The organism is Flavobacterium sp. J49, from assembly GCF_011742145.1.
GTDB lineage: Bacteria > Bacteroidota > Bacteroidia > Flavobacteriales > Flavobacteriaceae > Flavobacterium.
On record NZ_JAAQQU010000104.1, the window covers coordinates 113,038 to 139,665 of the forward strand.

Sequence of the window (26,628 nt, forward strand, 5' to 3'; positions counted from 1 at the left end):
TTAAACAATATCAAAACGGCAAATCATTTTCGGGACTCGCTGTATTGGGTGCTTCAAAAGCAGCCGGTTTTTGGTCTAAATTTTGCGGCGTTTTTACGCCTTCCACTTCTTTCTTAGTGGTTAAAAAAGTGAATTCCGTAACTTGAATTTCAGTAGTGTACTTAGTAGTACCGTCTTCCGCTTGCCATTGGCGCGATTTGATTCGGCCTTCAATGTAAATTTTGTCGCCTTTGGATAAGTATTTTTCACAAATCTCCGCCGCTTTATTTCTGACTACTAAATTGTGCCATTCGGTAGAGGTAATTTTCTCATTGGTTTGCTTGTTAATGTAAACTTCATTTGTGGCCAAAGGAAATCTGCCGATGCAATTCCCGCCTTCAAAATAGTGCATTTTAACTTCGTCACCTAAATGACCGATTAGCATCACTTTATTTAATGTCCCATTCATCTTTCAGCTATTTGTTTATTCCTCTGCGTTCCAAAGAATTTTGGCGTGCCTTGAGTCCTTCAAATTTACAATTTTTTTTGAAAATCAAAACCTTTCTTTTTCAATAAAATTATAAATAACAATCGGAAACGGCATTTTTTTAACTGATTCCCAGTCAATTCCGTTTTCAAGCTTTTCTTTCACTCCTATTTTCCAGAAATTGATGTTTAGGTGTTGGTGCGTCAATTTGTGTGTCGTAGTTTCCGAATTATACCTATGGATATCAAGGACTTCATTGGCTACAAATTGTTGGTTTTGCAAAAGCTTAAGTAGTTCTTTTTCCGTCATAACGGTTTCGGTTTCCAACAAAGGAAACTCATATAAGTTATGCCAAATGCCTTTTTGCGTACGCTTTTGTATTAATGTGTTGTCGATTTCATCTGAAAAAACCAAGTAGTTAAAATGACGTGTTCGCACCTTGACCTTTTTTGATTTCACCGGAAGCACCGCTACTTTTTTCTTTTGTAACGCCGCACAACTGTTATTAAAAACACAATTCCCACAATCCGGATTTTTCGGCACACATTGTAAGGCGCCAAATTCCATGATGGCTTGGTTGAACAGATTGGCCTTGCCTTTGGGCAATAATTCGGAAGCCAATTGCGCGAATTCCTTTTTGGCACCGGAAGAAGCAATATCGGTTTCGACTTCAAAGTAACGCGACAATACTCTATACACATTGCCGTCAACCACGGGAACGCTTTCATTATAGGAGAACGAAGCAATCGCTGCGGCCGTGTATTCTCCTATTCCTTTTAGCTTTAATAATTCGGTATAAGTTTTCGGGAATTCCCCATTGAATTCAAAAGCAACTTGTTGGGCGGTTTTGTGCAAGTTTCGCGCTCGCGAATAGTAGCCCAATCCTTGCCATAGTTTGAGTACGTCTTCTTCAGAAGCTTTGGCCAAATCAAAAACGGTTGGAAACGCCTGGGTAAAGCGCAAAAAATAAGGTAATCCTTGCGCTACTCTGGTTTGTTGTAACATGATTTCAGACAACCATATAAAGTAAGGATCAACGGTATTTCGCCAAGGCAAATCGCGTTTGTTTTGTAAATACCAAAGGATTAATGATTTAGAGAAATTCATAGCGGAATTTAGGTTTACAAAAATAAATCTTTATGTGATTAAATTTTAATAGATTATGCTTGAAATATTGTTTTTTTAATTCATATATTTGCAACCTCAAAAAATTACACATAATATTAAAATACGAAAGAAAATGACGAAAGCAGATATCGTAGCGAAGATTTCAGAAAAATTAGGTCTTGAAAAAGGAGATGTTCAAGCAACAGTGGAAGCATTTATGGAAGAAGTGAAAACTTCATTAGAAACTGGTGACAATGTTTATTTAAGAGGTTTTGGTAGCTTCATCATCAAAACAAGAGCTGAAAAAACAGGAAGAAACATTTCTAAAAATACTACTATCAAAATTCCTGCTCACAACATTCCGGCATTTAAACCTGCTAAAGTATTTGTAGAATCAGTAAAAACCAATACTGAAGTAGCAGTATAAAAACTTATTTATTAATCACAAAAACACAAGCTTATGCCAAGTGGTAAAAAAAGAAAAAGACATAAGGTAGCGACGCACAAACGTAAAAAAAGAGCGAGAGCTAACCGACACAAAAAGAAAAAGTAGTTCTAAACTACTTTTCTTTTTTTAAAAAAAGTTCATTGAAATCGAAGATTAGACTTCTTAGACAATTTAGACTTCTTAGAAAGTTAGATACTTTTATCTAATAATCTATTAATCTAACAATCTAACTGTCTAAAATTCACCGGGTAATAAACAATACCTGTTAAAATGTTTAATCCATCCTTGTAAAGTTGATAGTTGATGGTTGATGGTTGATGGCTTTTTCCAACAACCGACAACCGACAACCCACAACCAACACGGATAAAAATTTACAACATGAATAAAGAATTAATCATCCGTAGTGGTGACAATGCTGTAGATTTTGCCTTATTAAAAGATGGAAAACTAATTGAATTACACAAACAGGAAGACACAAGCAACTTTCAGGTTGGGGATATTTTTATCGCCAAAATCAGAAAACCCGTTGCCGGACTAAACGCTGCTTTTGTAAATGTAGGCTTTGAAAAAGATGCCTTTTTACATTACCACGATTTGGGTCCAAACTTGGCTTCTTATTTGAAATTCATAAAACTTGTAAGCGCAGGTAAACTAAAAGATTTCTCCCTAAAAAACTTCCAGTTTGAGAAAGAGATTGATAAAGACGGCACCATATCAGATATTCTGAGTGCCAATCAATCCGTATTAGTACAAGTAGTCAAAGAACCTATTTCCACCAAAGGACCAAGAATCAGCACTGAGCTGTCTTTCGCGGGTAGATTTGTGGTTTTGGTTCCGTTTTCTGACCGCGTTTCTATTTCGCAAAAAATAGAATCCAAAGAAGAAAAAGACCGTTTGAAAAAACTAGTACAATCCATCAAACAAAGAGGTTTCGGGGTTATTGTGAGAACAGTAGCCGAAGGCAAAAGCATAGCCGAATTAGAAAAAGATTTGCAGAACTTAATGAATAGATGGACTGCAATGTGTAAAAAATTACCAACCGCTCATCATCCGTCCAAGATATTAGGAGAGCTTAACAAAGCGTCTTCCATATTGCGAGATGTATTCAATGATACTTTCACGAGTATTCAAACAGATGATGAAGAGTTGTACCAAGAAACAAAGGACTATTTAGCCGAAATAGCTCCCGAGAAACAAAAAATAGTGAAGCTTTACCAATCGAAAGATGTGCCATTGTTTGAGAAATACCATATTGAGCGACAAATCAAAACTTCATTTGGGCGCACGGTATCCATGAGTAAAGGAGCTTATTTAATTATAGAACACACCGAAGCTTTACACGTTATCGACGTGAACAGCGGCAACCGTTCTAACAAAGCTTCTAACCAAGAAGATACCGCACTCGAAGTGAATATGATTGCCGCTGCCGAAATCGCCAGACAATTGCGTCTGCGAGACATGGGTGGTATTATTGTAGTCGATTTTATCGATATGCAAAATCCGGACAATCGCCAAGTGTTGTTCAACTTCCTTAGAGAAGAAATGAGCGACGATAAAGCCAAACACAAGATCTTACCACCGAGTAAATTCGGATTAGTCCAAATCACTCGCCAACGCGTAAGACCTGAAGTTAACATAGAGACCAGAGAAGAAAATCCGAACAATTTGAGCGGTGATGTAGATGCACCCATCCAAATTATCGACAAGATTAATTTCTCCCTCGAAAAGATTATCAAAGACCACAAAAATGTGAAACTTAACGTTCACCCTTTCGTGGCAGCATACCTTAAAAAAGGTTTTCCATCATTACGTTCAAAATGGTTTTTTGAACATAAAAAGTGGGTGAAAATCATACCTCGTGACGCTTACACGTATTTAGAATACCATTTCTTTGACAATCAAGGAAATGAAATTAAAGAATAAAAAGAAAAGACCATCCCGTTTTATAACGCGGATGGTTTTTTTATGCTCTTTTGCTAAAGCAAAAATACCTGAAGCCCACTGGGCTTCCTCCTCTTAATATCAAATCTCGTGACGCTTACACGTATTTAGAATACCATTTCTTTGACAACCAAGGAAATGAAATTAAAGAATAAAAGAAGAAACCGCCTTTCGAAAGATTGGCGGTTTTTATACCAAAATTTGTCTCCCTAACGCATTCGAAGGGCTTTTTATTAGGAGCTTTTTCCGGCTTTCCGCGCTACATGGTAGCTCGCTCCAATCCGGGCTAGGGTTTTGCATTAAAGTTCGTATATTTGATTTCGTAAATCATTCATTATGAACAAATTTTACTTTCTCATCGTTTTTGCCTTTGTACGACTAGTAGCTTCTGCTCAAACACTAAATATACCCGATGCCAATTTTAAAGCAAAGTTAGTTCAGGCAAGTACAGTTAATGTTATTGCTTTAGATTTATCAGCTCTTGCAATCAAAATTGACACTAACGATGATGGTGAAATCCAGCAGAGTGAGGCATTGGGCGTACGAACGCTTTATTTAGACTCTTCTAACATAAGTTCCTTTGAAGGAATTCAATACTTTTCAAATCTAAGTGATTTAAGATGTTCTGATAATCTTATGACTGAATTAAATCTTTGTGGCACGGCAGTAGCTGTACTCTTTTGTGTTGACAACCCAAATTTAACGAGTATCATTTTAAAAAACGATGTAATTTCAGAAACCATATGGATAGAGCCTCCCTTTCCTCCTTTTTGGGTTTGGAATTTACCGTCGCTTCAATACGTTTGTACTGACGTTGCTGAAATGGCAGAAGCTCAAATGTATTTTACTACATCTACAACTAACTCTATAACGTTCTCCTCAGATTGCAATATCTCTGACTGCTCCAGTTCATTAAATTCTCCTAATAATGTATCCCGTTTTACAGTTTCCGTTTATCCAAACCCGGCAAATACTAAATTGAATATTACACTTCCTCAAAGCATGAATCTAAAATCAATTAGCATTTGCAATCCCCTTGGTCAATTGGTACAAGTAGATACAAATCCAACAGAAACTATTGATGTTTCAGGATTAAAAATGGGAAGTTACTTTATTAAGATTATAACTGATAAAGGAATAACTAGTTCAAAGTTTATAAAAGAATAAAACAAAAAACCCCAATTTCTCAGGCTTTTTTAATCCTTAATAATCTCCACTCGTCTCTTAATCTCATTCCCAAATTCATCCGCCACCGTAATATAATGAATCCCGGTTTCGGCGGTAATTTGCATTTCATGAAACGTTTGCGTCGTGCCTTTGTATTCGTTGTCTACGTACCAAAACAACTTGGCTTCTCGGTTGGAATGTGCCACTTTTAAAATCACGGGCTGAACATTACTGTTGAAATCCTTGGCCAAATAAATCTTGCTGTTGGTTTTAGGATAAATAAAATCCATGGCGGCTTTTTGGTCTTGTTTACAATCTTCCCGAAATGGCGGCAGCGGTTTATAATCAATGTGCAAACTCTTGTAATACCATTCCATCACCGGTGGCAACACAAACCATTTTTTGGAAACGATTTTATCCACATCCTCACAACTGCTGTTTACCCTGAATTGTTGTGTCGCATCCAAATGCACCAATTTATGATAAGGACAAACCGAAGTTTTCTTTCCTCTTCGAGTGATCAATTGCTTGGTTTTCGGACAATCGTCTTGGGCTAAATGTCCGCTTAAACTACAAACCTCAGCGTATTCCAAATCATTCAATGGCGGTTGGAACCATTTCTTTTTGGGCAACAAATTAAAGACATCAAACAATATCGGTGCGGCACTTCCAACACCGGTTAATTCCGGTCTGCCTTCCCCATTCGCGTTGCCCACCCAAACACCGACTACATAACACGAATTTGTTCCAATCGCCCAAGCATCACGGTTCCCGAAACTGGTTCCGGTTTTCCAAGCCAATTCTAAGGAAGAATCGTAAAACTTCCAGGCTTCGTCGCCTTCAGGTCGATTGACTTCCTTCATCGCATTATAGGTCAAAAATATCGAGCCTGCACCAAATATGTTTTTCTGAAAACTTTCGGTACCATAATCCTGTTCGAAACCGTTGACATAATTCAGCTCGATGAATTCTTTAGTTCGGTATTTCCCGCTTGATTGATTGAAATAATTAATCGTAGACGACATATTTGCATAGGCACGACACAAATCCCACAAATTGCTTTCAGCACCGCCTAAAATCAACGACAGTCCATAATGATCGGGGTGTTGGTTGATGTTTTTGAGTTTTAATTTCTGGGTCAGTTCATAAAAATTATGCACGCCATGTTCCTGCAACATCAAGACCGAAGGAATGTTCAACGAACGTGATAACGCTCTTTGTGCCGGTACTGCGCCGTCAAACGTCAGGTTAAAATTCTGTGGTGTATACCCCGAAATTTGCGTGGGAATATCGGCGACCAACGTATTAGGCAACAATTCGCCTTCATCAAGCATTGAAGCAAACAAAAGTGGTTTCAAAATACTACCCGTACTTCTCGGTGCTCCAATGATATCCACATCTTTGTCGTGGTCTTTATCCGTTGGAGAATTGCCGACATAACCAATCACATTGCGGTTTTGAATGTCAATGACCATAATCGCCAAGTTGTGCACTTCGTTTTGCTTGTACTGGTTGTAATACTGAAGCGCGATTTGGTTGATGCGGTTTTGCAACGAAATATCAACCGTTGTTTTGATGCGTTTGCCTTCATCGGTTTTGGCGATTCTTTGTAGCAAATGAGGTGCAATTTGAGGCAGATTATACGGTTTTTGCGGCAAAGGTTCTTTAACTGCTAATTCATAAGTCAGCTTGTCGATGATTTTTTCGTTGTAGAGTTTGAGCAACAAAGCATTTCTTTTTCGCATCAATTTGATTTGGTTTTTTCCCGGATAAATCAAACTCGGTGCATTGGGTAATACGGCTAAAGTCGCACTTTCTGCCCATGACAATTGATACGATTGCACGCCAAAATACCGCCAAGAAGCCATTTCCAAACCAACCACATTCCCGCCGTAAGGCGCATGTGCCGCATACAATTCGAGGATTTTTTCTTTGGTATGACGGAACTCTAAACGCGTCGCCAATAGCATTTCGATTCCCTTTTCAAAATAGGTTCGCTTTTTGTTTTTGCGCGATAGTCTAATGACTTGTTGGGTTAATGTACTGCCGCCGCGAACGACTTTGCCGGCACTTCTATTCTGCTGAAAAGCTTTCGCCATCGCCACCGGATTAAATCCGGGATGATAGTAGAAATGTTCGTCCTCGAAATACACGATACATTTTTTAAACTTATCGGGAACACTGTCCTGAGCCGGGAAACGCCATTGCCCATCGCGGGCGATTTTGGCCGCCAGCAATTCGCCGTCGCTGCTTTCGATGACGGTAGCGTAAGGTTCTTCGAATAAAACGCGTGGCAAAGAAAAGTAATACACTACTAACAGTATAAAAAATACTGCTGATTTCTTTGGATTGCGTTTGATATAGTTTACAAAGCGTTGCCAGAACGCTATAAGTTTGGTCTTCATTTTTAAATAAAGTTTGGAACCACAAAAGGATCAAAAGATTTTCGGAAGACACAAAGAAAACCAACTTTATGCCTTTGTTTTCTTTGTGTCTTTTGTGGTTAAACTATTTTACCACTTCCACCCATTGTCCTTTAGTACGCGCTAAAAACTCGTTGTCGTACATCGCTTCACACTGCAATCCCGGCAAATAATATTTACCCAAATAAGAAGCATTCAACAAGATTTTGAACTGTCGTGTTTCGGCCGCTTTTAGACTGAAATAGTAATTGGCTCGGTCATCCCGAATGTCGATATAATCAGCTACATTGCTGGTAGCATCCCCAAAATCGGTATACCGGGTGTTCACAATTTCAAATCCGGAAGGCAGAATTTGGGACAAGGCGATGTTTTCCACGCGTTCGTTTTTGCGGTTGGTCAACGTTACTTCGGCATAGAATTCGGTGCCTTGGGCAATTTTAGAAACGCTGATGGCTTTGCCTTTTCGATCTTTGAAAACCACATTGGCGCTCACGTTACTCTGCATTGGTTTTTCGCTTCCCACCGGAAGAATCCCGCTATTCAAGACGCGAACAAACAAGGTATTCTTCTTGTTGTTTTTAATCGTCACCGAATTGTTGCCCATTTTGACGGACAAGTTGCGTTGTGCCAAAGTTTTATCGGTAGTAATAACTTCCGGTTTTCCGGCATTGGTATACGAAATAGAAACGCCTTTCGGACCATTCGACTTAGCGAATTTGGCCATCGCATACAATCCGTATGCCGTAGTTTGGGTACTCATCCATTGTGGGCTCGAAAGGTTTTTCGCCAATTTAGTTGCTATGGCAAACGCCTTTTGCTTTTGTCCTAACAATATCAATGTTTCTAAGGCCATCGCTCTGTTTCTATCGGCTGAACCATAGTAATAATGGTAATAATTGTTATCTGAAACTTGTTCATCGATAAATGATTTACTCAATAACGACATACCAGCTGTATTTTGTTTAACCAAAGCGTAACTCGCTGCCAAACGCAATTTACTTTCGTTAGAAATCCCAACCGTTTCACGCAGTCTGTTCATCGAAGCCAAATCTGCCGAACCGGCTAAGGCTAAGGTGTACAAACGATACGCTTGCGCAAAATCATTGCCGTATTGTTTTTCGTAGCGCCATTGTTTGGCTTGTTTTTGTTGGTACGAAATCCATTTGGTTTTGAAATTGATAGGCAACACGTACCCTTTTTTCTCGGCTTCAATCAGGAAATGTCCGGCATAAGACGTTCCCCAATCATCGGCATCAGCATTGCCCGGCCAATAAGAGAATCCGCCATTCGCCAATTGGAAATTCCCCAAACGTTGAATTCCGGCCGTAACATTCTTTTGGATTTTTTGTTTGTAGGTCGCATCCAAATCCATGATTTCAGTCAAATACAATTGCGGGAAAACCGACGAAGTTGTTTGCTCAACGCAACCGTGAGGATACTGAATCAAATAATCCAATCTTCGTCCGAAATCGACTGTCGGCACCGAGGACACTTCCATCTTCGCTTTGTTGCTACCGCTTACACCAAAGGTTTTCCAAGTGATGGTTTTAGAACTGTTCGGCGGAATCACCACATCGGTAAAGTCATTCGTTACCGGATTCGGATTGGTCACATCAATTTCAACCGTGTAAGTCGATTTTTCTTTCCCCGAAGTCGCAATGATGTCTATTTTCCCTATGCCGGTTGTGGCGCCAACTTCCAAATTGAAATACGCCATTTTTTCATCCGGTTCGGTGAATTTTATGATTTGACTCGCGTTGCTTACGACTTTCACACTGCTATTGGTTTTGATTTGCAACGTAACATTTTTGATGTGTTTTTCTGTGGCGAAAAGCGTCACCGGAATGGTTACTTTTTCCGAAGGTGAAATTTTTCTCGGCAACGAAGCCAAGATCATTAACGGACTTTTCACTTGCGTAGCTTTTTCGGCCATACCGTAAGCGCTGGTTTTGGCATCGGCTGCTACGACCATGGTACGAACCGAACCGATGTATTTCGGCAATTTGATTTGGTGGGTTTTGGAGCCGCCGTTTAATTCAAATGGTCCAAAGTACATTACTACCGGTTTGAAGCGATTCGCTTTTTTGGCTTTGCCACCGCCGGCATCGGTATCACCACCAATGCTGAACACTTGGTTGACTTTTCCGCCATAAGCGCCAATCACATCATCATAGATGTCCCAAGTTCTTACGCCTAACGCTTCACGGGTATAGAAACTCGTCCAGGCATTAGGGGTTTTGAAACGGGTTAAATCCAACAAACCTTCATCAACCACCGCGATGGTGTAAGTCATTCTTTTACCTTTCTTTTCGGAGACTTTGACGTTAACGGTTTGCTCCGGACGCAAGACATCCGGCATAGAAAGTACCGGTTCCAATACCGTATTTTTATCGATTACTTCAATTGGAACGATGCCGTACATTCTGATAGGCGAATCATTTTTGGTCGAAGCGTGTGGTTGCAATAGGGAAATATTGATGTACACATTCGGCGCCATGTCACCCGTAATTGGCAATTCGACTATGGTTTCTCCTTTTTTTGTTTTGGCCCAAATGGTTTTCAACACTTTGGTTCCGTTTTCGATAGAAATCATCGCTCTGCCACCTTCACTGGAAGGGAATGAAATCTTGGCTTTGTCACCAACAGCATAATTGGTTTTATCCGTAGTGAATCGCAACATGGTTGCTGACTCTCCATCAGTACTTCTACTTTTGGCAGACCACCAAGGCATATCAATATACACTCTTACTCCGGTGGCATGACCATCATTAGGATCGGTTACTCGGATTAAATAATTGCCCCAATCTTCATCGGGAACCGAAAAAGAGATACTTCCTCTTCCGGAGGCATCAGTATTGACATAGAAATTTTTGTAGCCAATGGTTGCATTCGAAGTATTGTAGTTCGACAAATTATCATTCGAAGCATCCCACCACCAGCGCGACTGCAAGCGGTAAACACTAACCTGTAAATTCTTAACCGAACGCGGACGACCGTTTTCGCTTACCGTTACGATGTCGAAACGATTGTTTCTTCCGGTTTCAATCATGCCGTATTTATTAGGTTCAGGCGATTTTACACCGACATATGTTTGGTAGGGAGAATAAGTAGTCGAAGCTACATCGGTACTCACATCGCCGCCGCTTTCGTAAACTTTGGTAATAAACGCAGCTTTCAACATTCCCGGAGCCTGACCTTGAATCGTTGGTTTTATGGGAATAGACGCGCGACCTTGGGCATTGACTTTTCCGGAGAAAATATTGATTTCTTCGGTGTAGAAACTGCGGGTTGGGTCATCGAATACATAGTTAGAAAATCCTTTGAAAGTCGTTACCTGTTGGGAAAACTTGGCCTGAACTTCGGTTTTTAAATCTTTAGCCACGGCACCATGCAACCACAATACTTGGATGTTATTGACATTCTCTTTGCTCGCGGAAAGGATTGGTTCGTTGAAACTGTTTTTGATTTTCAAACGATTGGGTTTGATGGTTTCAATCTTGATGCTTTTGTAAAAACGCGCGCCACCAATGCTGATTACGGCTTCCCAATTTCCGGTAATGTCTTCTGTTTCGGTTGGAATGATGAACTTGTAATGATTCAAGCTGTTCATTTTTTGAACCGCTTCATAAACCGTTTTGCCATTCGGGTCGTTCATTTTTAATTTAATCGGATGCGATGCCGGTAGTTTATTGGCATTGTCATTTAAAATAAAAGACAAATACACCGTATCGCCCGGACGCCAAACGCCACGTTCTCCGTAGATGTAGCCTTTCAAACCTTTCTGTAATGTTTCGCCGGAAACATCAAAATTACTCACGGACAAAGACAACTCATCATCGAGTTTTACGTAAGTACTTTGGTCACCATCACTGACGATGGCAAAATAAGCGTATTTCTCCAACTGGAATGAAGCCACACCATCGCTGTCTGTGGTAGAAGAAGCGATTTTTTGTTGTTGGAAATTGTACAAATCCACTTTGGCGCCCGAAACCGCTTTGGTAGAAACGATATCACTCACGGCAACCACAACCGATTTATCGGTACCGCGTTTGGCAATTACGCCTAAATCTGTAGCCAAAATATTGGTCCCGACTTTAGTATTGTAAAAATAATAATCTGAACACGGATCTTGGCTTTCGCGCCATTCGTAGTCTTCTTCGTAATAGTAATCGTAACCGCTGCTGCTGTAATTCACGTCGTTTTCATCAACCTCTTCTTCATCTTCACGGTTGTAATAGCCTTCGTCTTCGTCTTCATCCGGAGTAGTCGAAGAAGCACATCTGTACATCGAATACGCTTTTTTATAGGAGAACTCTACTCGATAAATCGCGCCGGGTTCGGGTTTGATTATTTTAGAAAGGTCTAAAGCGTAGGTATTCCATTTGGTGTAATCGATGAGATTGTTTTGTTTTAATTCGATTTTGGTCTTGGTAATGGCTTGACCAACTTGTCTCAGATTACGCGTTCCGTTGAGCTCATTGTTTTGCAAAAACTGCATGATGTTGTTTTTGTAGATTTTGAAAACCTTAACATCAACGGCATTTAAATTAGCGACTTCAAAATTGATTTTCAAATTATTAGAACTTGGCAAAATGTTACCGCTCTTAAGCAATTTTACACCCGGTTTTACTTGTTCGAATAACAGTTTTTCCGAGTAATTATTCTTCATTTTGTAGCCGTAGATGTTTTCAATGCCTTGAAAAACTTCTACTAATTTACTACCGGAAAACCCATCTTGAGTCGACTGAACCGCTTCCACGATCTCTTCAACCGCTGCGGCTGCAGTATCAATGGCTACTGCGGTTGTGTCATATACTTCCTGAACTGCTACTGTTTCTGTTGCAGTGCCTCGGTCGACTTGGGAATCGGGTTCTTTGTTGTAAAATACTTTGAGGACATTACCCATCGTAGCAAACTTGAGATTGCTCGTATTTTCAATCGCTACTAATCCTTTGAAATCTTGGTCTTTTTTTAACGGGTCGGAGAAGTTGATTAATACTGATTGGTTATTGGCATCTCCAACTTCAATCTTCAACACTTTGAACTGATTTTTACCCGGGATCGGGAATTTGGTTACGCCTTTTTGGTCGATATCCACGTCGTCTCCATCCCAATTGATGAGGATTTCACTATCGTCATCAAAACGCTGGATGCTGTCAATAATAAATTTAAAATCTGTTGCCGTACTAACGGCTTTGTCAAATTTGATTTTGAGCTTTTTATCGTTCTGAGTGGCTTCAATAATTTTCTGAGCGTCTTCAAAACTTAGATTGTCAGCCGTTTTCAAGTTGCCGTGCAAGTAATACCAATCTCTGCTGTAAGACTGCAAATCTTGGGTATTAACTATAAAATCCTGCTTGATCGTTTTGACTGAAAAGTTAAAATCTTTGAGCTCTTTCGGCACTTTATTAGTGATGTCGGACAAATGCAAAGTGATTTGGTACAAGGTGTTTTGTTCCAATTTTTCTTTGGGAATAAACGCAATGGTATTGGGTGAAAGCGCCACTACTTTTCCCCTAACGCTGGGAGAAATGTCGAATAAATCTTCGTCTAATTCCTGATTGGGTTTCCAATCGCTCTTGTTGAAGGCCAATTGGACCCTAAAATCCGAGTTGACCGAGACGAAGCCCGATGAAAATCCTGTAATGTAATCTTTGTAGAGTGAGGGATCTGAATCAAAATCGGAAGCCGATTTTTTAGAACAGGATTGCAATAGTAAAATTGCAACAAGCAAACCTAGAATCTTGCTGGTTTTCATCGTTTAAAAAGAGATTATTTGTTAGAACTTATGCCTTGGGAAATTTTTCCCAATTAGCATTATAACGCTAAAATTATTAAAATATTATTTACGTTAGGAAATATTTTTTAGGAATATTTTTCTTAACCTTTCATTTGCGTTTGGAAGCAAAAAAACGGACCATTAAATCCGAGGCTTCTTGGGCCATAACCCCTTTAATTACTTGGGTTTTCGGGTGAAGTTGGGTGCCGAGATTTTCAAAACCTCGTTGCTCATCCGAAGCGCCGAAAACTATTTTGGAAATTTGACTCCAGTACAACGCGCCGGCGCACATTTGACAAGGTTCTAAAGTGACATAAAGCGTACAGCCTTTTAGGTATTTTCCGCCGATAAAATTTGCTGCCGAAGTAATGGCTTGCATCTCGGCATGCGCGGTGACATCATTGAGCATTTCGGTGAGGTTGTGCGTTCTGGCAATCACTTTATTATCGATTACAATAACGGCACCGACCGGAATTTCGCCTTTATCAAAAGCCAGTTCGGCTTCCTGCAAAGCTTTCTTCATAAAATACTCGTCGGTGAAAGGGTTTTCCATAAAACAAAAATACAATTTCAATTCGTACATTTGTCCCATGTCCAAAAAATTGCTCCAACATATTAATAACCCCGTCGATTTGCGAAAACTAGACGTCGCTCAATTGCCCGAATTGGCAAAGGAGTTGCGCGAGTTTATCATTGATATCGTTTCGGTAAAGGAAGGACATCTCGGTGCCAGTTTAGGCGTAGTCGAATTGACCATTGCCTTGCATTATGTTTTTGATACGCCCAATGATTTGCTGGTTTGGGATGTTGGACATCAAGCTTACGGACATAAAATTTTAACCGAACGCAGAAAGAAATTCGACACCAATCGACAGCTTGGCGGGCTTTCCGGTTTTCCTAAGCGCAGCGAAAGCGTTTATGATACCTTTGGCGTAGGCCATTCTTCTACGGCGATTTCCGCGGCTTTGGGTATGGCGATTGCTTCCCAATTGAAAGGCGAAAACAAACACCATATAGCGGTAGTCGGCGATGCCTCGATTGCGAGCGGAATGGCGTTTGAAGGTTTGAATCATGCCGGCGTTACCGATGCAGATTTGTTGGTGATTTTAAACGACAATGCTATCGGAATTGACCCAAGTGTTGGTGCTTTGAAAAACTATTTGACTGCGGTTAAAGAAGGCAAAAATCCGAAGCAAAACAACATGATTAAATCGCTGAATTTTAATTATTCGGGGCCGATTGACGGTCATGATTTGCCTGCCTTAATCAAAGAATTAGAACGACTTAAAAAAGTAAAAGGACCCAAGTTTTTACACATCATAACCACCAAAGGCAAAGGGTTACAAAAAGCCGAAGAAGACCAAGTAAAATACCACGCACCGGGGAAATTTGATGCTGCCACCGGAGAAATTCACAAAACGGCTACGGAAAATTTGGCGCCTAAATTTCAAGATGTATTTGGATTGACCTTAGTTGAATTGGCGAAAGCCAACCCTAAAATAATCGGAATCACGCCTGCTATGCCCAGCGGCAGTTCGATGAAATTTATGATGGATGCATTTCCGAAACGGGCTTTTGATGTGGGGATTGCTGAACAGCACGCCGTCACCCTTTCTGCCGGAATGGCGACGCAAGGCATGGTGGTTTTTTGCAACATTTACTCCACTTTTTTACAACGCGCTTATGACCAAGTAATCCACGATGTGGCTTTGCAAAACCTCCCGGTGATTTTTTGTTTGGACCGAGCGGGATTGGTTGGTGAAGACGGCGCAACGCATCACGGGGTTTTTGATATTGCGTATTTGCGTTGTATTCCGAATATGATGATTTATGCACCCAAAGATGAAATCGATTTACAAAATATACTGTATACCGCTTCGTTAGGATTAAAACATCCGATTGCGATTCGTTATCCGCGTGGTCGCGGCAAAAATACGGATTGGAAATTCCCTAGCGATTTTCAAAAAATGGAACTTCGCAAAGCACAGAAGTTGAAAAAAGGAAAAAAAGTGGCGATTCTTTCTACCGGAACCATTGCTTATAATGTGACTGCAGCTTTAGGTGAAATAGAAGATGACGGTCATTTTGCGCACTATCATTTTGGGTTTATCAAACCTTTGGATGAAAAGAAACTACACAAAATTTGCGATAAATTTTCTACCATCATTACCGTGGAAGATGGTGTAACTACCGGCGGATTTGGTAGCGCTATCTTAGAATTTGCCGCCAAAAATGATTATGTGAATGAAATATTTCTTTGTGGCGTACCCGATTATTTTATCGAACACGGCACGGTGGATGAACTGCAACAATTTTGCAATATTGATGTAGATGGTTTGAAATCGCTTTTTTCGACTTTGTTGGAGGAAGAGGAAGAAGATTAGTAGTGGCAAAGTTGCAGAGTTTTGATTCTTTATGGTTTAAAAGATTAAACCACAAAAGACACAAAGAAAAACATAGACACAAAGAAATTAGGATGTGACTATTTTAATAAATAACAGATTTATCTCTTTTGTGACTTTTGAATACTTTTGATTCTTTGTGGTTGAAAAAATTATGCCCACAAAAGGCACAAAGATCTTTAAGCCGTCACAATCTTATTCAACTCCACCGCTTTTCCGTCGGTTAACATCGAGATATAATGACAAATGTGGAGCAATCTTTCGTAGAGACTTTCTTTTTCCAAATGGTGTTTTTCGGGTAGAATTTTCATTAACAACTTATCGTAATTCGTGGCTTTTCCGTCATACGTATTGTTATACGCCGTGATGAATTTGTCCAACAAATTATTGATGATTTGGTAACCCGAAAGCTCTTTCTCGATTACTTCTCTACTTTGGTAAATGTTCTTTACGCTTAGCTTGATGATGTCGTCCATTTGGGCTTTGTACTTACTTTTATCGGTTAAGGCAAAGTGGAATTTCCCCTGTAAAATCGCCTCTTCGTTTTCAATAAACACGCGAACGGCATCGTTGATTAAGTTGCCAATCGCCAACGCGCGCAAGTAGCTGATTCGGTCTTCTTTGGTGGTTAAGGTTTGGTATTTCGCAGCATCAATCGTGTCTTTGACTAGTTTGATTAAATATTCCAACGCATAATCTTCGGAAACTAAACCGAGATTGATGCCGTCTTCAAAGTCGATTATCGTGTAGCAAATATCATCGGCCGCTTCGACTAAAAACGCTAACGGATGTCTTTCATAACCGACATCATCACCGGTTTTGTTGGATATCATTCCTAGTTCTTCTGCGACTTCTTTGAAAAAAGCCACATCCGATTGGAAGAAACCATATTTTTTATCGGCTATATTTTTGGTGGGTTTTTTGGGTAGACTTTCTTTCGGATATTTGGTAAAAGCACCCAAGGTGGCATAAGACAAACGCAAACTGCCTTCGATTCCCGGACGCGAACTCGTTAGTACTGAAAATCCATTGGCATTGCCTTCAAAATCGACTAAATCCTGCCATTGTTTTGGCGTTAGTTGGTCTTTGTACTGTTGGCCTTTCCCAATCGAAAAATATTCTCCAATCGCTTTTTCGCCTGAATGTCCGAATGGTGGATTGCCAATATCGTGTGCCAAAGCAGCGGCAGCGACTATTGCCCCGAAATCATTCATGTGATAGCCGTGGATTTCTTTGAGATACGGATATTTTTCGATAATTTTTTTGCCGACTAATCTTCCGATGGAACGACCAACGACGGAAACTTCCAAACTGTGGGTCAAACGCGTGTGAACGAAATCGGTTTTCGACAAAGGAATGACTTGGGTTTTGTCTTGTAAACTTCTGAAGGCCGACGAAAAGATAATACGGTCGTAATCGACTTCAAAGCCGAGACGCGTGTCGTCTTGTTCAATGCGCAATCTTTTGCCGGTATCGCCTTGGCGTTTTAGAGATAAAAGTTGTTCCCAGGTCATATTGATTAAGGATTTGGCCCTTCGACAAGCTCAGGGTGACATTATTATTATATCAAAAGTACATTTTAATTTATATTTTTCTTCATGCAAACGCTGTTTTCCACGCCTATGTATTGCCCAAAGTTTTCGGTGATTTCGTAGCCGAGTTTTTGGTACAAACCAATGGCATCTTTTTGCAGGTAACCGGTTTCGAGTAGGGCCAATTTATAACCTTCTTCTTTGGCCCAAAGTTCGAGTTCGGTTAAAATGGTTTTGGCGATGCCTTTGCCGCGGTATTCGGGCAAAGTGTACATGCGTTTGATTTCGGCGGTTTGGGAGTCGTATTCTTTGTAAGCACCAATACCAACTGCTATGTCATTTTCATAACAAATTAAGGCATTTTTGAGCAAGTTGGTTTTGTTGAATTGGGCATAAAACTCGTGATCATCGCCATCGAGAATTCGCAAATAGGCATCGAGTTCGATTACTAAATTTTCGAAATCTTTGTTGTCGGAAGTGGTTCTGACGATTGAAATCATCTTATTCTTCGTTAGGATTTGATTTGGATTGATAAAACTCGCGTTTTTCTTGCTCTAAGGCTCTTTTATCGACTACATAGGTTTTGGAAATGCTGTCGTGCCAACCTTTGGCAGACGACCCCATGAACAATGATAGTACGAATGGCAACCAATTAAGCGGAATCAATCGGCAAAGGGAACGTACTAAAATCATTTCGTGATTTGGTTTTTCTCCGTTTTCGTCGACCACTACCGTTTGGGTAATCCATTTTCCGACGGTTCTGGCGGTGAATATTTCAAAGACATTGTAATAAAACAAAGTAACGCTTGCGGTAAAAGTATATTGTTGCCAAACATCTACGGCAAAATGATCGAGATAGGCTTTGCTTTCTTTGAGTTCCATTCCGGCTACCATAAAAACCAACACAATGAAAAGCAATAGTAATTGCACCAAAGAATCGATTAGCAAGTTGACAAACCTTTGTCCATGAGAAGCCAAAAGCGCTTCGGAAATCAAGAATGGCTTTCGTAGATTTTGTTCCATAACTGTTATTCTTTTTGGTTGGCCAAAAAGAAATTTCTGGATTTCTTCGGGTATTGGTTATAGCTTTTATCGCTTGGGTTGGCAATCACCGATTTGATGTTGATTTCGTCTCCGAGTTTGAAACTCGCTTCGGTGTATTTATAATCCAATAAATATTCACCACAGAAATAATTTCCGTTTTCGTCTTTTTCAATGATGCCGGTGTAAACCCCTTTTTTTTCTTTTGACATGATGTTTGTTTTTTTTAGCCCCGATGGCAGTGACATCCTTTTAGACCTGTCAGGTTTTAAAAACCTGACAGGTCTAAAAGATATAACGGACAGCGGGAAATAGCTCCTAAAATTAATAAAAACAGCCATCTAACGACAGCTGTTTTCTATATTCTTTTTCTTTTTTCTATTCTCTGATTATGAACCACACATTTCGCAATCTTCCGGTCCGGCGTTGCGTGCGCGTTCTATCATGGCTGCGAAGTCTTCGGCGGTCATTTCTCCGGTTTCGTTGGGTGCTACTACTTCAACGCCTACAGCTTCCGGTTCGGCCAACGTTGGTTCTGCTTTTTTATCGTTGTTCAAAGTAAACTTGATAGCATCCACCGCCGCTTTGGTTCTTAGGTAATACATACCGGTTTTTAAGCCGCTTTTCCAAGCGTAGAAGTGCATTGAAGTTAATTTGGCATAGTTGGCATCTTGCATGAACAAGTTCAACGATTGCGATTGGTCAATAAAATAACCTCTGTGTCTTGACATATCGATAATGTCTTTCATCGACATTTCCCAAACGGTTTTGTAGAGCTCTTTTAAGTCTTCCGGTATACGTTCGATGTGTTGTACTGAACCGTTGTGACGCATGATTTCCTGTTTTAACTCTTCGTTCCAAAGTCCGCGTTTTACTAAGTCTTCCAACAAGTGTTTGTTAACCACAATAAACTCACCCGACAATACACGACGCGTGTAAATGTTAGAAGTATAAGGTTCAAATGCTTCGTTGTTTCCTAAGATTTGAGATGTAGAAGCGGTTGGCATTGGTGCTACCAATAAGGAGTTTCTAACGCCATGTTTTACTACTTCTTTGCGCAAGCTTGCCCAATCCCAACGACCTGATAATTCTTCGTCTTTGATGTTCCAAAGGTTGTGTTGGAACAAACCTTCAGAGATCGGCGAGCCTTTAAAGCTTGAGTATGGTCCTTCTTCTTTGGCCATTTCCATAGACGCGGTTACAGCGGCGAAGTATAGCGTTTCGAATATTTCTTGGTTCAATTGTTTGGCTTCATCGCTGGTAAACGGCATTCTCAATAAAATGAAGGCATCGGCCAAACCTTGCACACCTAATCCAACCGGACGGTGACGCATGTTTGAGTTTTCGGCTTCAATAACTGGATAGTAATTGCGGTCGATTACTTTGTTCAAGTTGCGGGTTACGCGTTTGGTTACGTTGTATAACAATTCGTGGTTGAATTTGCCGTTGTCTACAAACATTGGTAACGAAATAGAAGCTAAGTTACACACTGCAATTTCGTCTTCCGAAGTATATTCCATGATTTCGGTACACAAGTTTGACGAACGGATGGTTCCCAAATTCTTTTGGTTGGATTTACGGTTCGCGGCATCTTTGTACAACATGTATGGTGTTCCGGTTTCGATTTGTGATTCGAGGATTTTCTCCCAAAGTTCACGTGCTTTTACCGTTTTTCTTCCTTTGCCTTGGGCTTCGTAAGAAGTATACATCGCTTCGAATTCATCCCCATAAACGTCGCATAAGCCCGGACATTCATTAGGACACATTAATGTCCAATTGGCATCTTCTTCTACGCGTTTCATGAACAAATCTGACGTCCACATCGCGAAGAATAAATCACGCGCACGCATTTCTTCTTTTCCGGTGTTCTTTTTCAAGTCGAGGAATTCGAAAATATCGGCATGCCAAGTTTCTAAGTAAATCGCAAAACTACCTTTTCTTTTTCCACCGCCTTGGTCTACATAACGAGCGGTATCGTTGAATACACGTAGCATGGGAACAATTCCGTTGGAAGTTCCGTTAGTTCCTCTGATATAAGAACCGGTAGCACGAACGTTGTGAATTGACAAACCAATTCCTCCGGCTGATTGCGAAATTTTTGCGGTGTTTTTTAACGTGTCGTAAATTCCGTCAATGCTGTCATCTTTCATAGATAGCAAGAAACAAGACGACATTTGTGGTTTTGGTGTTCCGGCGTTGAATAACGTTGGCGTAGCATGTGTAAAGAATTTCTTTGACATTAAATCGTAGGTTTCGATTACCGATTCTAGGTCATTTAAGTGAATTCCAACGGCAACACGCATCAACATGTGTTGTGGACGTTCTACGATTTTACCGTTGATTTTTAACAAATACGAACGCTCTAACGTTTTGAAACCGAAATAATCGTAGTTGAAATCACGGTTGTATATGATGTGTGAGTTTAAAAACTCGGCATTTTCCTGAATAACTTGGTGTACTTCTTCTGAAAGTAATGGTGCTTGTTGGTTGGTTCTTGGGTTTACATAGTGGAACATTTCGTTCATGGTTTCCGAGAACGATTTGTTGGTGTTTTTATGTAGGTTAGATACGGCAATACGGGCGGCTAACTGAGCATAATCGGGGTGTGTTACGGTCATGGATGCTGCGGTTTCTGCGGCTAGGTTGTCTAATTCTGAAGTGGTTACTCCATCGTATAAACCTTCAATAACTTTCATCGCTACTTTTACAGCGTCTACCAATTCATTTAAACCATAACATAGTTTTTTAATTCTATCTGTGATTTTGTCAAACATTACCGGTTCTTTGTGACCGTCTCTTTTTACTACGTACATAAAATTTTGTTTTGTGAAATAGAGAATCCCTTCGCTACTTCGAGTTACTTGTTTTGTTTTGTTAATCCCTTAACTTCCTATGAAATTTGCATCTCACAGAAAACTTCAAAAAAATTTGAAATATTTTTAAAAGTCAGCGTCGAAGCTGATTTTTTGATCTTCGGTATCTTTTGACATTACGCCGGCTTTTTGGTATTCAGCCACGCGTTTTTCAAAGAAATTGGTTTTTCCTTGTAATGAAATCATATCCATGAAATCGAAAGGATTGTTAGAGTTGTATACTCTTTTGCAACCCAATTCTACTAACAATCGGTCGGCTACAAACTCTAAGTATTGTGTCATTAAATTGGCATTCATTCCGATTAAACTCACCGGAAGCGATTCGGTGATGAATTCTCTTTCAATGGTTAAGGCGTCGGTGATGATTTCGGTAATTCTGGCTTTGGACACTTTGTGTACTAAATGGTGGTTGTGTAAATGCACGGCGAAATCGCAGTGAACGCCTTCGTCACGGGAAATTAATTCGTTAGAGAATGTCAAGCCCGGCATTAACCCTCGTTTTTTCAACCAGAAAATAGAACAGAATGCTCCTGAAAAGAAGATTCCTTCAACGGCTGCGAAAGCGATTAATCTTTCGGCAAACGAATCAGAACCAATCCATTTCAAAGCCCAATCGGCTTTTTTCTTTACGGCCGGAAATACATCAATAGCATTGAACAATTGGTTTTTTTCAGCTTCGTCTTTAACATACGTATCAATCAACAATGAATAGGTTTCGCTGTGGATGTTTTCCATCATGATTTGGAAACCATAGAAAAACTTGGCTTCCGGATATTGTACTTCGTTGACAAAGTTTTCGGCCAAATTTTCGTTTACAATTCCATCAGAAGCAGCGAAGAAAGCCAATATATGTTTGATGAAATATTTTTCATCATTGCTCAATTTATTGTTCCAATCCGATAAATCTTGGTGTAAATCGATTTCTTCAGCAGTCCAAAAACTAGCTTCCATCTTTTTGTACCAATCCCAAATATCATGATGTTTGATTGGAAAAATCACGAAGCGGTTTTTGTTTTCTTGTAATATTGGTTCGATAGTTGCCATTTTGAATTTGTATTTTGATTATTTGGGATAATTTTTTATAAAATCTGTCTGTTACAAAGATTGTCAAACCAAACGTAAAATGAAAGTCAAACTTATTCACAATCGGCTCTAGTTTTTAACAAATGCGGCCTTTTAAGTCGACTTTTGTAAAATTTACAAAATACTGTTTATCAGTGAATTAAAAAAAACAAAAAACAAAAAAAGCCCTAAAACAAAGGATGTTAGGAATTTACTGATGCCAAAATTTTAACATTTACACTCTTCTGAAAATTAAATTTCGAGTATAAAAAAAGAGCGGTTTTTCCGTTGAAAAAACCGCTCTCTGTAAAGTGTACATTTATTTCTTATTTGTCTTCCGAAATATAGGTTTTATTACCATTAGAGTTAATATAATACTTTCCTCCTCTTGGCCCGGTATACACTTTTTTACCTTTATAGGTTCCCGTAACTTTATCTTTTATGTTTTTAGGTGCCTTTTCATTGGACACTCTTTCTTTTACTTCTTTTTTGGCTTTGGCTTCCGATTTATTGGCCGCAGCTTTGGCTTTTCCGGCAGCTGAGCTTTGTTGTCCCCTTTCAGAAGCATTGTTCGATTTAAAACGCTTGTCCGGAGTGCCGTCTTTTTTTAAAGGCACATTTGTTTTTTTATATCGTTCATCGGGAGTGCCGTCTTTTTTCAATTTAACGCCTGAAGCCTTGTTTGCTTTAGTTGTTTTGACGGCTTCCGTGATTTTCGGCTTTGTTGATTTCTCCTGTGCTTTTGTTTTTTTTACCGCTTCAGTCACTTTAACTTCCTGAGCAAAAAAGGTGTTGGAAAAAACAAACACCATACACAATAAAATTAATTTTTTCATAATGCTTACTTTATTAGTTTACTAATTTAAAATTACAAAAAAAATTAAACCAAAAACCGTTCCGCTTAAAAATAAGCTCTTAATTGTACGTTCCCGGTATGGATGGTTTGACTGGTTTCGGTTTTTCTGCCTTGGTAGTTGATGTTGATGTCTAAAAATTGGGTTAAATTCTTTTGCAACAACAATCTCCAAGTTAAATTCTTGCCCGGTTGTAATCCTTCTAACATTTGAAAAGCCACAGGCAGTAAGGCATCGCCAACAAACTTATTGTCGTAGAACGAGAATTCTCCGTTCATTGTAAATTTCTTTTCACTGGCAAAAGAAAAGGAAGTGCCAAAGCGACTTTGTTTTAATTGTTCCGAATTTCCAATTTGATTTTCTTTGTTTTGGTATTCGTAGAAAACATCCCAACTTGCATTTTTGTTAAACAAATAAGAGATTTTGGGGTTGAGTTGATAAGCTTTGACTTCAAAATTCTTGGCGGCATAATTTTCGGAGAAAAGTGCTGTTTTGATGATTTTGGTTCCCAAATTAAACAACCAAGTTTTTTGAACCAAATGGGTATACTGCAATTGGTGTGATTTATTTTCACTTTCCTGCGAACCAACCGAAAGCAAAGTTTGAAGCTCATTTTGGGTGAAAGTATAAGTCGTTGAATGTTTTTGCTTGCCTCGATTGTAAAACAAACTGTTGCGAATACTAGTGTTCAGCCCTAACAAATTATTATCATCGGTTGAAAAAGGATTCAAGTCAAAATTATCTCCGTTGCGTTGGATTTTACGCTCTATTAAATAAGACGTTTGGTTGTAAAAATGAGACAGCACTCTCTTAAAGCCTTTGGCATTTTGCCATTGTACCGGATTTAAAGTCAGCGATTGCGAAAATTTATTCTGATGGGTTTTGACAAAAATTTGGTTGGGCAAAAATATCCGAACATACCGCGCTTGGTCGGGAAACGGCGCTATTTCAAACTCTTGTAGCTCCTGAATACCGTTTCCGTTATAGTCATTCCAGGTGTAAACGCCTTGTCCGGGTTCGACTTCAAGATAAGTAAATTCCTGTTGGGCAATAGTCCCGGAAGTGGTTTCATAGGCTGTGGTCACTTGGACAAATTGTTTGAAAAACTGATCGTTATACAACAACCTGGAGTTTAAAGACGGTTCGTTATCCCGAGTAGCATCTTCAAATTTAAGGTTTCTGTAGTTGACAAATAAGGACAAGTTGGATTGATCGGTTTGAACCAATCGTGATTTTAAATAATAGGACCGTGAGGTGTTTACCTTTTGCAGGAAACCGTTTTGCAAACTGTCATTAACGCGTTGCAAATAACCCAATTCTACATAAACCCTGGTGCTGTCTCCTCGGCCAACAAAGGCGCCATACTCTGTAAATCTTTGGCTTAAGGCTGATAGTTGGTTGGTTGCCACCAGTCTTTCTTTGTTGTCCTCCAAACGCAAAGAACCGCCAATCCAATTCTTTTTAAAATGATACCTGACTTGCGATTGGTTTCTGACAAAGGTTGACTTCGCATAATCGCCATCGCTGTTTAAAGCACTGGTATTTTGAAGTAAGTTCCAATCTTTGAGTTTAAAAAACCCATTAACCAAATGACGATTTCCGGTAAAACTTTTGGAGAAATCTAACTTTTCAAACTGGTAAGTAAGCTTTCCTTTTTCGAGTAACGTAAAATCTAAACCATTAATAATTAAACTTTGATTTCCCGAGAAAGTGGTCAAATTCCAATCGCGGTTGAACTCGATATTGAACAAACGTTCAATCGTTCTGAAATCTTCTTCAACATATTGGTAATTCCCAAACGCGTCCACTTGCCATTTTTTGCTAAACAATCTTTGCTTGAAATTCAGTTTTCCGGCTATTCCTTTATTATTAGCATCATCAATAGAAGAAAACAGGTTTTGATCGTTATTGCTTACGCCAATTTCAAAATCAACCAACGTTTTTTCATTCGGATTGTATTTTCCCAGGACTGTAGCGATTTGGATTTTAGTTGGCGCAATCAATCGAGTAATCGGTTCGTAATTGCCCTGCGGAACACCACCGATGGGTTCAACATATTGGTAAATCTTGCCAATGGCTGCGGTGTTGGTTAAAATATAATTTCCCAAATTGTTTCCCACCAACGTAAACCTGACATTGTACAATTCGTCATCCGGATTATTGGAATATTCAAAAACCTCAACCGTATTAACGAAGACTTTTTTGTACAAAATTTTGTTCTCAGAATACGTATCCAAATAAGCTGAAGGTGCATTCATCAGGTTGACATTGTCTCCGGCATTCGCCAAAATGGCCACTTGTTCGGGAGACAAACTTTGTTGCAACGGTTGGTTTTTAACATCGTTTTCAGAATACAAATAACCGCCCAAACTCCAATTTTTCGTAGTATAATTGGCACCGCCATAAGTCACAAATCGGGTATAACTCCTATCCGAATATTGGTATTCAATGACGATTCGCATTTCGGAAGTGATGGGGAACAAAGACGTAAATGTAATTTCTCCGGCGTTGTAATCGATGATGTAATCGTTGTTTTCGCCGCGTTTTTTCAGAATACCGTTGACATAAACGCGCTCCGAACCCGAAATTACTAAGACATACAATTCGCCATTATTGCCTCGGAGTTTATACGGTCCTTGATTGCCTTCTTGTCCGGTGAACGCGCTTTTGGCATACTGTCCGCGAACCAAAGCCGCAGAAGCAAAGATTTCGGTTTTGTTTTCTTCACCGCCAAAAGTGAAACGCGTTGACAATCCTTGCACTTTTTTGTTGAAATTCAGAAAGCGCGATTGTCGGTTTTCGAGGAATAAATCGCCGGCGCGGATGTTCCATTTGTCGGTAAACAATTCGATAAAAATTTGGTCAAACTCATCCAGTTTTTGCGAATACCCATTGTCCTGTAACGGAATATTAGAATCCTGAATCGAGGCGCGAAGCGAGACTTTATCCGAGATTTTTCCGGTGATTTGTAAATCGAGATTGGACGTAACCGAAGCATTTTGATTGTTCCCAATCGTCACGCCACGGGTGATGCTTCCGGAAGTGTTTAAGCCTTCAAACGGGACAAATTTTTTGACCGAGCGATCAATTTTATAGAGATTGCCGGCTTCGTTGGGCACGACTTTACTTTGGTCGTAAATGCTGTAGGTTTTGGTTAAATGCTCGGGGAATTTAAAATACCGAATGGTCAAACTGTCTGTTGAAGTAAAGCCATTTTTGAAAAATAATTTGCCGGTTTTGAAATCGACTTTGTAGAAAGTAGTGTCGATTTCTTGGCCTTCCCGATTCATCAATTTGAAGAAACTCGGACTAATACTGACTTTTTCAATGGCTATGGTATCTTTAGTAACGGCAACTTTCTTGGTTTGGTACAACGATTTGATTTCCTGAGCCGAAAGACCGGAAAAACCGAGTAGCACCAATAATAATAGCCCTTTTTTAAACATATCCTATATAACGTAAAAATAGACTTTTTAATATAAAAAAACCGCGAGCGCACTATATTTTCGGCATTCGCGGTTTTTATATTGAT

The 26,628-nt window shown here is 39.6% G+C and carries 17 protein-coding genes; 4 read left to right on the forward strand and 13 right to left on the reverse strand.

Going from position 1 to position 26,628, the window contains the following annotated elements; translation table 11 throughout:
• Positions 1 to 10: 10 nt before the first annotated feature.
• Together HA632_RS07065 and mutY are read right to left on the reverse strand one after the other, a co-directional pair.
• The gene (locus tag HA632_RS07065) at positions 11 to 448 is read right to left on the reverse strand and encodes a single-stranded DNA-binding protein (protein ID WP_176306494.1); all 438 of its coding nucleotides are present in this window, start codon (positions 446 to 448) and stop codon (positions 11 to 13) included.
• Positions 449 to 532: 84 nt separating this feature from the next.
• Positions 533 to 1,573: an A/G-specific adenine glycosylase gene (mutY, locus tag HA632_RS07070; RefSeq protein ID WP_176306495.1), complete on the reverse strand. Its 1,041-nt coding sequence runs from the start codon at positions 1,571 to 1,573 to the stop codon at positions 533 to 535.
• 103 nt (positions 1,574 to 1,676) lie between these two features.
• Here mutY and HA632_RS07075 point away from each other — a divergent pair, with 103 nt between their 5' ends.
• The 3 genes from HA632_RS07075 to HA632_RS07085 all read left to right on the forward strand — a co-directional run bounded on the left by HA632_RS07075 (position 1,677) and on the right by HA632_RS07085 (position 5,130).
• On the forward strand, positions 1,677 to 2,000 hold the full coding sequence (locus tag HA632_RS07075; protein ID WP_262886121.1) for an HU family DNA-binding protein: 324 nt from the start codon (positions 1,677 to 1,679) through the stop codon (positions 1,998 to 2,000).
• A gap of 400 nt (positions 2,001 to 2,400) precedes the next feature.
• A complete protein-coding gene (locus HA632_RS07080; protein ID WP_176306496.1) occupies positions 2,401 to 3,945 on the forward strand; it encodes a ribonuclease E/G in 1,545 nt (514 codons plus the stop codon).
• 354 nt (positions 3,946 to 4,299) lie between these two features.
• Positions 4,300 to 5,130 carry a T9SS type A sorting domain-containing protein gene (locus HA632_RS07085; protein ID WP_176306497.1) on the forward strand — a complete coding sequence of 277 codons (831 nt, stop codon included), beginning with the start codon at positions 4,300 to 4,302 and terminating at the stop codon, positions 5,128 to 5,130.
• Positions 5,131 to 5,159: 29 nt separating this feature from the next.
• On the opposite strand, the gene pbpC is transcribed toward HA632_RS07085, so the two are convergent.
• The 3 genes from pbpC to HA632_RS07100 form a co-directional block, all read right to left on the reverse strand.
• On the reverse strand, positions 5,160 to 7,535 hold the full coding sequence (gene pbpC, locus HA632_RS07090) for a penicillin-binding protein 1C (RefSeq protein WP_176306498.1): 2,376 nt from the start codon (positions 7,533 to 7,535) through the stop codon (positions 5,160 to 5,162).
• Between the two features lie 103 nt (positions 7,536 to 7,638).
• Positions 7,639 to 13,311 carry an alpha-2-macroglobulin gene (locus tag HA632_RS07095; protein WP_176306499.1) on the reverse strand — a complete coding sequence of 1,891 codons (5,673 nt, stop codon included), beginning with the start codon at positions 13,309 to 13,311 and terminating at the stop codon, positions 7,639 to 7,641.
• Between the two features lie 130 nt (positions 13,312 to 13,441).
• Positions 13,442 to 13,885 (reverse strand): nucleoside deaminase, encoded by a 444-nt coding sequence (locus HA632_RS07100; protein WP_176307161.1) that lies wholly within the window; start codon positions 13,883 to 13,885, stop codon positions 13,442 to 13,444.
• Between the two features lie 37 nt (positions 13,886 to 13,922).
• Here HA632_RS07100 and HA632_RS07105 point away from each other — a divergent pair, with 37 nt between their 5' ends.
• Entirely contained in the window at positions 13,923 to 15,716 is a 1,794-nt protein-coding gene (locus tag HA632_RS07105) for a 1-deoxy-D-xylulose-5-phosphate synthase (RefSeq protein WP_176306500.1), read from the forward strand.
• A 197-nt stretch (positions 15,717 to 15,913) separates the two neighbouring features.
• Here the strand turns inward: HA632_RS07105 and HA632_RS07110 are convergent, their stop codons facing one another.
• The 8 genes from HA632_RS07110 to HA632_RS07145 form a co-directional block, all read right to left on the reverse strand.
• A complete protein-coding gene (locus HA632_RS07110) occupies positions 15,914 to 17,248 on the reverse strand; it encodes a deoxyguanosinetriphosphate triphosphohydrolase (RefSeq protein WP_176306501.1) in 1,335 nt (444 codons plus the stop codon).
• Positions 17,249 to 17,313: 65 nt separating this feature from the next.
• Positions 17,314 to 17,766 (reverse strand): GNAT family N-acetyltransferase, encoded by a 453-nt coding sequence (locus HA632_RS07115; RefSeq protein WP_176306502.1) that lies wholly within the window; start codon positions 17,764 to 17,766, stop codon positions 17,314 to 17,316.
• A 1-nt stretch (position 17,767) separates the two neighbouring features.
• Positions 17,768 to 18,289, reverse strand: a complete 522-nt coding sequence (locus tag HA632_RS07120) for an RDD family protein (protein ID WP_176306503.1) — start codon at positions 18,287 to 18,289, stop codon at positions 17,768 to 17,770.
• A 5-nt stretch (positions 18,290 to 18,294) separates the two neighbouring features.
• Positions 18,295 to 18,519, reverse strand: a complete 225-nt coding sequence (locus HA632_RS07125; RefSeq protein WP_176306504.1) for a hypothetical protein — start codon at positions 18,517 to 18,519, stop codon at positions 18,295 to 18,297.
• Between the two features lie 177 nt (positions 18,520 to 18,696).
• Positions 18,697 to 21,120, reverse strand: coding sequence for a ribonucleoside-diphosphate reductase subunit alpha (locus HA632_RS07130; RefSeq protein WP_176306505.1), 2,424 nt, complete (start codon positions 21,118 to 21,120; stop codon positions 18,697 to 18,699).
• Positions 21,121 to 21,246: 126 nt separating this feature from the next.
• Complete coding sequence (locus tag HA632_RS07135; protein ID WP_176306506.1) at positions 21,247 to 22,224, reverse strand: ribonucleotide-diphosphate reductase subunit beta; 978 nt, start codon at positions 22,222 to 22,224, stop codon at positions 21,247 to 21,249.
• 344 nt (positions 22,225 to 22,568) lie between these two features.
• Positions 22,569 to 23,078: a hypothetical protein gene (locus HA632_RS07140; protein ID WP_176306507.1), complete on the reverse strand. Its 510-nt coding sequence runs from the start codon at positions 23,076 to 23,078 to the stop codon at positions 22,569 to 22,571.
• 65 nt (positions 23,079 to 23,143) lie between these two features.
• Positions 23,144 to 26,542, reverse strand: coding sequence for a hypothetical protein (locus HA632_RS07145; protein WP_176306508.1), 3,399 nt, complete (start codon positions 26,540 to 26,542; stop codon positions 23,144 to 23,146).
• Positions 26,543 to 26,628 lie beyond the last annotated feature (86 nt).

Excerpts from the sequence above, each read along its gene's own strand:
- HA632_RS07065 (WP_176306494.1), bottom strand. The coding sequence starts at position 448 with ATGAATGGGACATTAAATAAAGTGATGCTAATCGGTCATTTAGGTGAC.
- mutY (WP_176306495.1), bottom strand. The coding sequence starts at position 1,573 with ATGAATTTCTCTAAATCATTAATCCTTTGGTATTTACAAAACAAACGC.
- HA632_RS07080 (WP_176306496.1), top strand. The coding sequence starts at position 2,401 with ATGAATAAAGAATTAATCATCCGTAGTGGTGACAATGCTGTAGATTTT.
- HA632_RS07085 (WP_176306497.1), top strand. The coding sequence starts at position 4,300 with ATGAACAAATTTTACTTTCTCATCGTTTTTGCCTTTGTACGACTAGTA.
- pbpC (WP_176306498.1), bottom strand. The coding sequence starts at position 7,535 with ATGAAGACCAAACTTATAGCGTTCTGGCAACGCTTTGTAAACTATATC.
- HA632_RS07095 (WP_176306499.1), bottom strand. The coding sequence starts at position 13,311 with ATGAAAACCAGCAAGATTCTAGGTTTGCTTGTTGCAATTTTACTATTG.
- HA632_RS07100 (WP_176307161.1), bottom strand. The coding sequence starts at position 13,885 with ATGGAAAACCCTTTCACCGACGAGTATTTTATGAAGAAAGCTTTGCAG.
- HA632_RS07105 (WP_176306500.1), top strand. The coding sequence starts at position 13,923 with ATGTCCAAAAAATTGCTCCAACATATTAATAACCCCGTCGATTTGCGA.
- HA632_RS07110 (WP_176306501.1), bottom strand. The coding sequence starts at position 17,248 with ATGACCTGGGAACAACTTTTATCTCTAAAACGCCAAGGCGATACCGGC.
- HA632_RS07115 (WP_176306502.1), bottom strand. The coding sequence starts at position 17,766 with ATGATTTCAATCGTCAGAACCACTTCCGACAACAAAGATTTCGAAAAT.
- HA632_RS07120 (WP_176306503.1), bottom strand. The coding sequence starts at position 18,289 with ATGGAACAAAATCTACGAAAGCCATTCTTGATTTCCGAAGCGCTTTTG.
- HA632_RS07125 (WP_176306504.1), bottom strand. The coding sequence starts at position 18,519 with ATGTCAAAAGAAAAAAAAGGGGTTTACACCGGCATCATTGAAAAAGAC.
- HA632_RS07130 (WP_176306505.1), bottom strand. The coding sequence starts at position 21,120 with ATGTACGTAGTAAAAAGAGACGGTCACAAAGAACCGGTAATGTTTGAC.
- HA632_RS07135 (WP_176306506.1), bottom strand. The coding sequence starts at position 22,224 with ATGGCAACTATCGAACCAATATTACAAGAAAACAAAAACCGCTTCGTG.
- HA632_RS07140 (WP_176306507.1), bottom strand. The coding sequence starts at position 23,078 with ATGAAAAAATTAATTTTATTGTGTATGGTGTTTGTTTTTTCCAACACC.
- HA632_RS07145 (WP_176306508.1), bottom strand. The coding sequence starts at position 26,542 with ATGTTTAAAAAAGGGCTATTATTATTGGTGCTACTCGGTTTTTCCGGT.